Here is a 9,721-nt window from a genome sequence, read left to right as displayed (position 1 = left end):
CAAGGGCTGGCGCGACAGCTACAGCCGCATGTGCCGCGCATTCACCCCGCCCCGTCCCGACAGCCTGCGGGTCAGCGAATTGCAACTGGCCGGGGTCCCGCTGCGCGCCTATTGCCCCGCCAGCTCGATGCCCGCAGCCGGCTGGCCCTGCCTGCTGTACCTGCACGGTGGCGGCTGGGTGGTGGGCGACCTGGATTCCCACGATTTCATCACCGCCTACCTGGCGGCGCAGCTGCAGGTGCTGGTGATTGCCGTGGGTTACCGCCTGGCGCCCGAGCATCCGTTTCCCGCCGCCTTCGACGATTGCCTGGCGGTCTGGCGCGCCTTGCAGGCCGGCGCCAGCTCCTTTGCCCTGGATCCGCGGCGGCAGTTGGTGATCGGCGACAGCGCCGGCGGCAACCTCGCCGCGGCCCTGTGCCTGGCCCTGCGCGATGCCGGCGAGCCCTTGCCCGCCGCCCAGGTGCTGCTGTACCCCGGCCTCGGCGGCGCCGCCGACCTGCCCTCGCGCAGCCAGTGCGCCGACGCGCCCCTGCTCGGCAGCAACGACCTGAACGCCTACCAGGCCCTGTACCTGCCAGGCCCGCCCCAACGTTCGCCCTATGCCCGGCCCTTGCTGGCCACGGACTTGCGCGGCCTGCCCGCGGCCTTTATCGCCCTGGCGCAGTTCGACCCGCTGCGCGACGACGGCGAGCTGTATCACCAGCGCTTGCTGGCCGCCGGCGGCCACAGCCAGCTGTACCCGGGCCTCGGCCTGGTGCATGGCTGCCTGCGGGCCCGGGGCCTGGCGCCGGAGGTGGATGCGCTGTATGGCGCCTTGCTCGACTATCTACGGGGCTGCCTCGAATAGCCTTTCTTCAGCGACACCGCGTGGCCCTTATCGCGGTAAGCCTCGCTCCTACGAAGAGCCCATCACGCGCATGACTTCCCCCGTAGGAGCGAGGCTTGCCCGCGACCACCTGCAACGCAGGTGCCAGACACCTCCCTCTGCCAAAGAAGACCGCCAGCGGTCGGCCGCATGACATTTTTTTCATCCCGCTGGCGCTGATCGCGCTTGACGGCGAAAGCGCTTTGCTGTTTCCTGAAACCGGTTTCAGCGATGCGGCAGAACGTCGCACCTGAAACCGGATACGCCCATAACAAGAACGCCAATGACAGGTCGCCGCCCGTGAACAGTTTTTCCGCCGCCCAGCGCAGCCGCGTCACCATGCTCGATGTCGCCGAACGCGCCGGGGTCTCCAAGGCCAGCGTGTCGCGCTTTATCGGCGAAGACCGCGCCCTGCTCTCCGATGCCATCGCCCTGCGCATCGAACAGGCGATAGCCGAACTGGGCTACCGCCCGAACCAGATGGCCCGCGGCCTGAAACGCGGACGCACTCGCCTGATCGGCATGCTGGTGGCCGATATCCGCAACCCCTATTCGATTGCCGTGATGCACGGCGTGGAAACCGCCTGCCGCCAGCACGGCTACAGCCTGGTGGTGTGCAACACCGACCGCGACGACGAGCAGGAACGCCAGCACCTGGCCAACCTGCGCTCGTACAACATCGAAGGCCTGATCGTGAACACTCTGGGCCATCATCTGGACGAACTGCGCGAACTGCATCGGGAAATGCCCATGGTCCTGGTGGACCGCAAGGTCGAGCAGTTGCACAGCGACCTGGTCGGCCTGGACAACCCGCAAGCCGTGCGCAGCGCCATCGAACACTTGCAAAAGCGCGGCTATCGCGACCTGCTGCTGGTCAGCGAACCCTATGACGGCACCAGCTCGCGGCTCGAACGCAGCAACAGTTTCAAGGCGCAGATCCAGCAGCGCCCGACCTTGCAAGGCGCGGTGGTGGAAACCGGCACCACGCTGAACCAGCAGCTGCAACAGTTCCTTGCCGCCCCCGGCCCTGGCCCGAAAGCCCTGTTCTGCGCCAACGGCGTCGCCGCCCTGGCCGCGACCCGGGCCTTGCGCGAACTGGGCTGCCCGCTGTTCGACGAAATCGGCCTGATCGCCCTCGACGACCTCGACTGGTATCCGCTGGTGGGCACCGGCATCACCGCCCTCGCCCAGCCCACCGAGCGCATCGGCGCCAGCGCCTTCGAATGCCTGCTCAAGCGCTTGCGCGGCGATGTCGAGCCGCTGCGGGTGCTGGACTTCCCGGCCGAGCTGATCGTCCGCGGTTCCACCCAACAAAGAGGAACCCTGTAGCCGCTGCTGAAGGCTGCGGCTACAAGGAATGCGGCAAGCAACGGAATGCAGGCAGCCAATTTTCACGCTTTTTTTTGCAAAGAAATGAAACCGGTTTCAGAGGCCATGACCATGAATAAATCGCCTGTCTCCATCAGCCTTTCCAGCTACGGCGCCGACCGCGTCCGTGAGCAGGGCCAGGGCAGTTTCATCGAGGTGCTGGCCGCCGCCGGTGCGTCGCGCATCGAATGGCGCGAAGAGCTGCTGACCGTCGAAGACCCGTCCCAACTGGCCCAGGCCACCCGCGAGCGGCAACTGGAAAGTGTGTTTTCTTCGCCGCTGGAACTCTGGGTGGCCGGGCGTTCCCGGGCCAACCCGCTGCTGGAACAGGCGCTGCAACGGGCCGAGGCCTTCGGCGCGAAAAGCCTCAAGGTGTCCCTGGGCTATTTCACCGAGCACAACGACCTGCCCCAGTTGGCCCTGCTGCTGGCGCAGTCCCCGGTACAGCTGCTGGTGGAAAACGACCAGACCCTGCACGGCGGGCGCATCGAACCCTTCCAGCGCTTCTTCGCCGAAGTCGAGCGCCACCGCCTGCCAGTGCAGATGACCTTCGACATCGGCAACTGGCAATGGCAGGACCAGTCCGCCTCCGCCGCCGCGCGCCTGCTGGGCCGGCATGTCGGCTACGTGCACTGCAAGGCCGTGGCCCGGCGCGCCGATGGCAAGCTGGTGGCGATACCGCCGGGCATGGCCGACCTGCATCTGTGGGAACAATTGCTGCGGCACATGACTCAAGGGGTTACCCGGGCCGTGGAATACCCGCTGCAAGGCGAAGACCTGGTGCAGCTGACCCGCGAACACGTCGCCACCCTCGCCCGCCTTGGCCAGCCCCGCCTGGAGCACGCCCATGTCTGAGCTCGATATCCTGTCGTTCGGTGAAACCATGGCAATGTTCGTCGCCGAACAGAGCGGCGACCTGGCCCGGGTCGGCCACTTCCACAAACGCATCGCCGGCGCCGACAGCAACGTGGCCATCGGCCTGTCGCGCCTGGGCTTCAAGGTCGGCTGGCTGAGCCGGGTCGGCGCCGACTCCCTGGGGCGTTTCGTCGTCGACAGCCTGCAGGCCGAAGGCGTGGACTGCCGCTTCGTCGCCACCGACCCGCGGCATCCCACCGGTTTCCAGCTCAAGTCCCTGGAAGAGCACGGCGACGATCCGCGGGTGGAATACTTCCGCCGCGGTTCGGCGGCCAGCCACCTGAGCGTCGCCGACATCGCCCCCGAACTGCTGCGCGCCCGTCACCTGCACGCCACCGGCATTCCCCCGGCGCTCTCGACCTCGGCCCGTGACCTGTCCCACAGCCTGATGAGCAAGATGCGCGCGGCCGGCCGCAGTGTGTCTTTCGACCCGAACCTGCGGCCCAGCCTGTGGGGCAGCGAAAAGCTGATGATCCACGAAATCAACCGCCTGGCCGTGCTCGCCCATTGGGTGCTGCCGGGCCTGAGCGAAGGCCGCCTGCTGACCGGTTATGAAGACCCGGCCGACATCGCCGCGTTTTACCTGGACCAGGGCGTCGAGGCCGTGGCGATCAAGCTCGGTGCCCATGGCGCCTATTACCGCACCCATCTGCACGAAGGTTTCGTCGAGGCCGTGCCGGTGCCCCAGGTGGTCGACACCGTGGGCGCCGGCGACGGCTTTGCCGTCGGCCTGATCAGCGCCCTGCTGGAAAACCACAGCGTCGCCGAGGCGGTGCAGCGCGCCAACTGGATCGGCAGCCGCGCAGTGCAGAGCCGGGGCGACATGGAAGGCCTGCCGACCCGCGACGAGCTGCCCGTGGCCGCCGCGCGAACGCTCGCCAGCAGGCCCGCCACAACGGAAACCCTGCAAGCCCTATAGCGACAAAACCGTGAAGACACCTCAACCCGACTGAACCCTTGCATTACCTGTTGCGACAAAAACAACAAGCTCAGGAGCACCCTTATGCAAACGCTGAAACTCGCCACCCGCCGCTGGTGGTACATCATGCCCATCGTGTTCATCACCTACAGCCTGGCGTACCTGGACCGCGCCAACTACGGGTTCGCCGCCGCCTCCGGGATGGCCGCCGACCTGATGATCACCCCGGGCCTGTCGTCCCTGCTCGGCGCCTTGTTCTTCCTCGGTTACTTTTTCTTCCAGGTACCGGGGGCGATCTACGCGCAAAAACACAGCGTGAAGAAGCTGATCTTCGTCAGCCTGATCCTCTGGGGCGGCCTGGCCACCCTCACCGGCGTGGTGTCCAACGCCTACATGCTGATCGCCATCCGCTTCATGCTCGGGGTGGTCGAGGCCGCGGTGATGCCGGCGATGCTGGTCTACCTGTGCCACTGGTTCACCCGGGCCGAACGCTCGCGGGCCAACACCTTCCTGATCCTCGGCAACCCGGTGACCATGCTCTGGATGTCGGTAGTCTCGGGGTACCTGGTGGAGCATTTCAGCTGGCGCTGGATGTTCATCATCGAAGGCTTGCCGGCGGTGCTCTGGGCCTTTATCTGGTGGCGCCTGGCCGATGACCGCCCAAGCGCGGCGAAATGGCTCAGCGACCAGGAAAAACACGACCTGGAAAGCGCCCTGGCCGCCGAACAGGTGGGCATCAAGGCGGTGAAGAACTACGCCGAAGCCTTCCGCTCGCCCAAGGTGATCATCCTCGCCCTGCAGTTCTTCTGCTGGAGCATCGGCGTCTACGGCTTCGTGCTGTGGCTGCCGTCGATCCTCAAGCACGGCGCGCAGATGGACATGGTCGAGGCCGGCTGGCTGTCGGCGCTGCCTTACCTGGCAGCGGTGATCGCCATGCTCGGGGTGTCCTGGGGCTCGGACCGGATCCAGAAGCGCAAGCGTTTCGTCTGGCCGCCGCTGCTGATCGCCTCCTTCGCCTTCTACGGCTCCTACCTGCTGGGCGCCGAGCACTTCTGGTGGTCCTACAGCCTGCTGGTGCTCGCCGGCGCCTGCATGTACGCGCCTTACGGACCGTTCTTCGCCATCGTCCCGGAGATCCTCCCGGCCAACGTCGCCGGCGGCGCCATGGCGCTGATCAACAGCATGGGCGCCCTGGGCTCGTTCGGCGGCTCCTACCTGGTGGGCTACCTGAACAGCGCCACCGGCTCGCCGGGCGCCTCCTACCTGCTGATGAGCGGCGCGCTGCTGCTGTCGGTGCTGCTGACCATCTTTCTCAACCCGGGCGCCAGCGACCGCAGCCGCACCGTGCTGCCGGTACGTCGCCGCCTGGCGCATTCCTGAATCGAACAAGGTGAACCCCATGAAAAAACAGGTCGTGCTGTACAAGAAACTCTCGCCGCCGTTGATGGCCCGCCTGCATGAGCAGGCCCAGGTGACCCTGATCGAAGACCTCGGCGCCCAAGGCCTGGCCAAACTGCGCGGTGCCCTGCCCGCCGCCCAGGGCCTGCTCGGCGCCAGCCTGCGCCTGGATGCCGAACTGCTGGACCTGGCGCCGCAGCTGGAAGCCGTGGCCAGCGTGTCGGTGGGTGTCGACAACTACGACATCGACTACCTGACCCAACGCGACATCCTGCTCAGCAACACCCCGGACGTGCTCACCGAAACCACCGCCGACACCGGTTTCGCCCTGATCCTGGCCAGCGCCCGGCGCGTGGTGGAGCTGGCCAACCTGGTGCGCGCCGGCCAGTGGAACCGCAATATCGGCCCGCTGCATTTCGGCAGCGACGTGCACGGCAAGACCCTGGGCATCATCGGCATGGGGCGGATCGGCGAAGCCCTGGCCCAGCGCGGCCATTTCGGCTTCGGCATGCCGGTGATCTACCACAGCAACAGCCCGAAGCCAGCGGTGGAGCAGCGTTTCGGCGCCCGCTACTGCAGCCTGCCGCAGCTGCTGCAACAGGCCGACTTCATCTGCCTGACCCTGCCGCTGACGGACCAGACCCTGGGCCTGATCGGCCGCGAAGAGTTCGCCCTGATGCGCCCGGACAGCATCTTCATCAATATTTCCCGGGGCAAGGTGGTGGACGAACAGGCGCTGATCGAGGCTTTGCAGCAGCGGCGGATTCGCGCGGCCGGGCTGGATGTGTTCGAGCGTGAACCCCTGGGCCACGACTCGCCGCTGTTGCAGCTGAACAATGTGGTGGCCACCCCGCATATCGGCTCGGCGACCTTCGAGACCCGCGAGGCCATGGCCCGCTGCGCCGTCGACAACCTGCTGGCGGCCCTGGCCGGACAGCGCCCGGCCAACCTTGTGAACCCCCAGGCCTGGGAACGCCGCAAGGCTGCGGTTTGAGCCCTGCATTCGCTGGATCTGACACAACCCTGTAGGAGCGAGGCTTGCCCGCGATGAACGTGAGAGCGCCGCGTACATCCAGCCAATACGCGTCTTCGTTAACGACCATCGCGAGCAAGCTTCGCTCCTACATGATCAAGCGCAGCCCACAGTCGGCAGCGGCAGCTACGAACGCTTGACCGGCCGGCCTTCAAGCAGATCCTGGGTACAACGGACGATACGCTGGCAGGCATCCGCCAGGCGCTGCTGGTCCACCACCAGACCGATGCGGATATGCCCCGCCGCGCTGGGGCCGAAGGCCTCGCCGGCGAGCACCGAGACGCCGTGCCCTTCCAGCAGCAGCTCGGCGAATTGCTGGGCGCCCAGGCCGGTTTCCCGCACATCGACCATGACGAACATGCCGCCATCGGGCTTGACCGGTTTCAGCCCCGGGCATTGGCTCAACTGCGCGCACACCAGGTCGCGGCGCTGGCGATACTCCTCGCGCATCTGTTCCAGTTCCGGCAGGTCGGCATCCAGCGCCACCACCGCGGCGTTCTGCACGAAGTCCGGCAGCCCGTACAGCATGCACAACGCCAGATCGCTCAGGTGCCCGGCCAGGGCCTGGGGCGCCACCACCCAGCCGACCCGCCAGCCAGTCATGGCATGGGACTTGGACAGGCTGTTGATGGTCGCCGTGCGTTCGGCCATGCCCGGCAGGCTGCCGGGGCTGATGTGTTCGCCGTCGAACAGCAGGTCGCTGTAGACCTCGTCGGAGATCAGCCACAGGTCATGCTCGACGCACAGTCGCGCCAGGGCCCGCCAGGTTTCCCGGGACAGGCTGGCGCCGGAGGGGTTGTTCGGGCTGTTGAGCATCAGCGCGCGGGTCTTGGGGGTGATGCGCGCAGCGACCGCCGCCGGTTCGACGCGAAAGCCGTTCTCCGGGCGCACCGGAATCGGCAGCACCTTGGCCCCGCAGGCGCCGAACACCCCTTCGTAGGTGACGTACATGGGCTCGGCGACCAGCACCTCGTCGCCGGGGTCGAGCAGGCACTGGGCCACGGAAAACACCGCGCATTGCGCCCCCGGCAGCACCACCACGTGCTCGGCGTCCACCGCCTGGCCGCTGCGGGTGGCATGCCTATGGGCGATGCGGGTGCGCAGCGAACGGTTGCCGCGCACCTCCGAATAGTGGGTGTCGCCCGCCAGCAGGCTATCGATGGCGGCCTGGACGATCGGCCTGGGGGTGTCGAAATCCGGGTCGCCGATGGTCAGCAGCAGCACATCGACGCCCTGCTCGCGCAGCTCCAGGGCGCGGTAGTGAATCTGCCAGGCCGCGGCACCTTCGCCGGCGATCCGTTGGGTCAAGGCTGAATAGCGCATCTCGCTCTCCTTGGGCACGCATTCCAACAACCCTAACTCAAATCACAAAGCGCGCCACCATCGCATTCAAATCCACCGCCAGGCGCGACAGCTCATGGCTGGCGGCGCTGGTCTGGTTGGCCCCGGCGGCCGACTGGGTGGCCAGGTCGCGGATGTTCACCAGGTTGCGATCGACCTCGCGGGATACCTGGGCCTGCTCTTCCGAGGCGCTGGCGATCACCAGGTTGCGCTCGTTGATCAGGTTGATCGATTCGGCGATCTGCTCCAGGGCCACACCGGCGGCGCGGGCCATTTCCAGGGTGCTCTGGGTACGCTGGTTGCTCTGCTGCATCGACTGCACCGCCTCGCCGGTGCCGTTCTGGATGCCGGCGACCATCTTTTCGATTTCCTGGGTCGATTGCGCGGTGCGATGGGCCAGGGCCCGCACCTCGTCGGCCACCACCGCGAAACCGCGCCCGGCCTCGCCGGCGCGGGCCGCCTCGATGGCCGCGTTGAGGGCCAGCAGGTTGGTCTGCTCGGCGATGGCGCGGATCACGTCCAGCACCTTGCCGATGTCGCGGCCCTGGGTGGCCAGGCCTTCGATCATCACCGAAGTGCTTTGCACGTCGTGGGTCATGGTCTGGATCGCGTCGACGGTCTCCACCACCCGGTCGCGGCCTTCGCGGGCGGCCTGGGTCGACTGGTGCGAGGCTTCGGAAGTCGACACGGCGTTACGCGCCACTTCTTCCACCGCGGCGGTCATTTCGTTGACCGCGGTGGCCGCCTGTTCGATTTCGTTGTTCTGCTGCTGCAAGCCACGGGAGGCTTCCTCGGTGACCGCGCTGAGCTCTTCCGAGGCCGAGGCCAGCTGGGTGGCCGAGCCGGAAATCTGCTCGATGGTCTTGCGCAGGTTGCCTTGCATGTCGCTCAGGGCGCCAAGCAAGCGGGCCGGCTCATCCTTGCCGTCGATCTCGATGGCCTTGGTCAGGTTGCCCGCGGCGATGGTCTGCGCGGCCAGCACCGCGCGGTTCAACGGGGTGACGATGCTGCGGGTCAGCAGCAGGGCCAGCACCACCGTGAGCAGGGCCGCGATCACCGCCACGACGATGATGCCGGTGATGGCGCTGCGGTAATGCTCACCGGCCAGGTTAGACGCCTGGGTGGCCCCGGCCTTGTTGATCTCCACCAGTTTGTTCAGCTGTTCGCCCATCTGGTCGGTGCCGTCCTTGATCCGCGTATTGATCAGGGTGCGCAGCTCCTCGAGCTTGTTCTGTCGCGACAGCTCCATCATGTCGTTCTGCGCCTGCAGGTACTTGTCCAGGGTGGCCGCGAAGGTCTTGTACAGGGCCACTTCCTCTTCCCCCGCCGGCAAGGCGGCATAGCTGGCCTGGGCCTGCTTGAGCTTGTCCACCAGCACGCCAATGCGCGTCTGCGCTTCCTGCAGGCCGGCCGGCTCGCGGTTGACCAGCACGCGGAACGAGAGAATCCGCAGGCGCAGCACGTTTTCGGTGACGTTGCCGAGGAACCCTACGCTGGGCAATTGGTTGCTTTCCATTTCGAGGGAGGCCTGTCGGATGATCGACATGCGGTTGACGGCGAACACACCCAGCGCGATGACCAGCAACGCGATGAACGCAAAACCGAGGAAAGCTCGAGGCGCGATATTCATATTACGTAGGGACATAGGATGACTCTCGGGAATTGAGGACTGCGAGCATCCATGCACTGAACCCTGTCACCAGCGGCGGCTGGTAGCCTGACAGGTGGGCGCCACTGTTGTAGTTGGTCTTGGCCCTGATACCGATATCGGCAGCGCTTGAGGTTTTTTGCAGGCTCCTGAGAAAAATATTTTCGCTGGCCGGCGAGTGTTTCACCGCTGAGACAGATGGCCTCGCGCCACTACCCCCCCCATGACCAACCC

At 66.4% G+C, this 9,721-nt stretch carries 10 protein-coding genes and 1 pseudogene; 7 read left to right on the top strand and 4 right to left on the bottom strand.

The genetic code is table 11. The features are described from left to right. From J4D52_RS30110 to J4D52_RS30080, 7 genes are all read left to right on the top strand, one after another. Positions 1-847: alpha/beta hydrolase (locus J4D52_RS30110; protein WP_207272221.1), on the top strand; the 847-nt coding region annotated here is incomplete at its 5' end. 95 nt (positions 848-942) lie between these two features. Continuing rightward, positions 943-1,119, top strand: a complete 177-nt coding sequence (locus J4D52_RS30105; RefSeq protein ID WP_158246979.1) for a hypothetical protein — start codon at positions 943-945, stop codon at positions 1,117-1,119. A gap of 46 nt (positions 1,120-1,165) precedes the next feature. Then, positions 1,166-2,194, top strand: coding sequence for a LacI family DNA-binding transcriptional regulator (locus J4D52_RS30100; RefSeq protein WP_102678205.1), 1,029 nt, complete (start codon positions 1,166-1,168; stop codon positions 2,192-2,194). Between the two features lie 111 nt (positions 2,195-2,305). Continuing rightward, positions 2,306-3,088 carry a sugar phosphate isomerase/epimerase gene (locus J4D52_RS30095; protein ID WP_102678211.1) on the top strand — a complete coding sequence of 261 codons (783 nt, stop codon included), beginning with the start codon at positions 2,306-2,308 and terminating at the stop codon, positions 3,086-3,088. Next, on the top strand, positions 3,081-4,067 hold the full coding sequence (locus J4D52_RS30090; protein WP_102678206.1) for a sugar kinase: 987 nt from the start codon (positions 3,081-3,083) through the stop codon (positions 4,065-4,067). The genes J4D52_RS30095 and J4D52_RS30090 overlap by 8 nt, the downstream gene beginning before the upstream one ends. A gap of 84 nt (positions 4,068-4,151) precedes the next feature. Continuing rightward, positions 4,152-5,447 (top strand): MFS transporter, encoded by a 1,296-nt coding sequence (locus tag J4D52_RS30085; protein WP_102678207.1) that lies wholly within the window; start codon positions 4,152-4,154, stop codon positions 5,445-5,447. Positions 5,448-5,466: 19 nt separating this feature from the next. Then, positions 5,467-6,459 (top strand): D-glycerate dehydrogenase, encoded by a 993-nt coding sequence (locus J4D52_RS30080; RefSeq protein ID WP_102678208.1) that lies wholly within the window; start codon positions 5,467-5,469, stop codon positions 6,457-6,459. Between the two features lie 165 nt (positions 6,460-6,624). Here the strand turns inward: J4D52_RS30080 and J4D52_RS30075 are convergent, their stop codons facing one another. From J4D52_RS30075 to J4D52_RS30065, 4 genes and pseudogenes are all read right to left on the bottom strand, one after another. Continuing rightward, complete coding sequence (locus J4D52_RS30075) at positions 6,625-7,821, bottom strand: pyridoxal phosphate-dependent aminotransferase (RefSeq protein WP_102678209.1); 1,197 nt, start codon at positions 7,819-7,821, stop codon at positions 6,625-6,627. A 37-nt stretch (positions 7,822-7,858) separates the two neighbouring features. Continuing rightward, positions 7,859-8,722 (bottom strand): methyl-accepting chemotaxis protein, encoded by an 864-nt coding sequence (locus J4D52_RS30860; protein ID WP_371356829.1) that lies wholly within the window; start codon positions 8,720-8,722, stop codon positions 7,859-7,861. Continuing rightward, positions 8,717-9,469, bottom strand: a pseudogene (locus J4D52_RS30855) (MCP four helix bundle domain-containing protein); the annotation flags it as partial. The gene J4D52_RS30860 and the pseudogene J4D52_RS30855, both read right to left, overlap by 6 nt. 1 nt (position 9,470) lies before the next feature. After that, a partial coding sequence (locus J4D52_RS30065) for a hypothetical protein (protein ID WP_207272220.1) occupies positions 9,471-9,721 on the bottom strand: 251 nt, incomplete at its 5' end.

It is taken from the genome of Pseudomonas sp. GW460-12-10-14-TSB1, assembly GCF_017349775.1.
Taxonomy (GTDB): Bacteria; Pseudomonadota; Gammaproteobacteria; order Pseudomonadales; family Pseudomonadaceae; genus Aquipseudomonas; species Aquipseudomonas piscium.
Note: the sequence above shows the minus strand (reverse complement) of the source record. Positions and strands in the feature narration are given on the sequence as shown.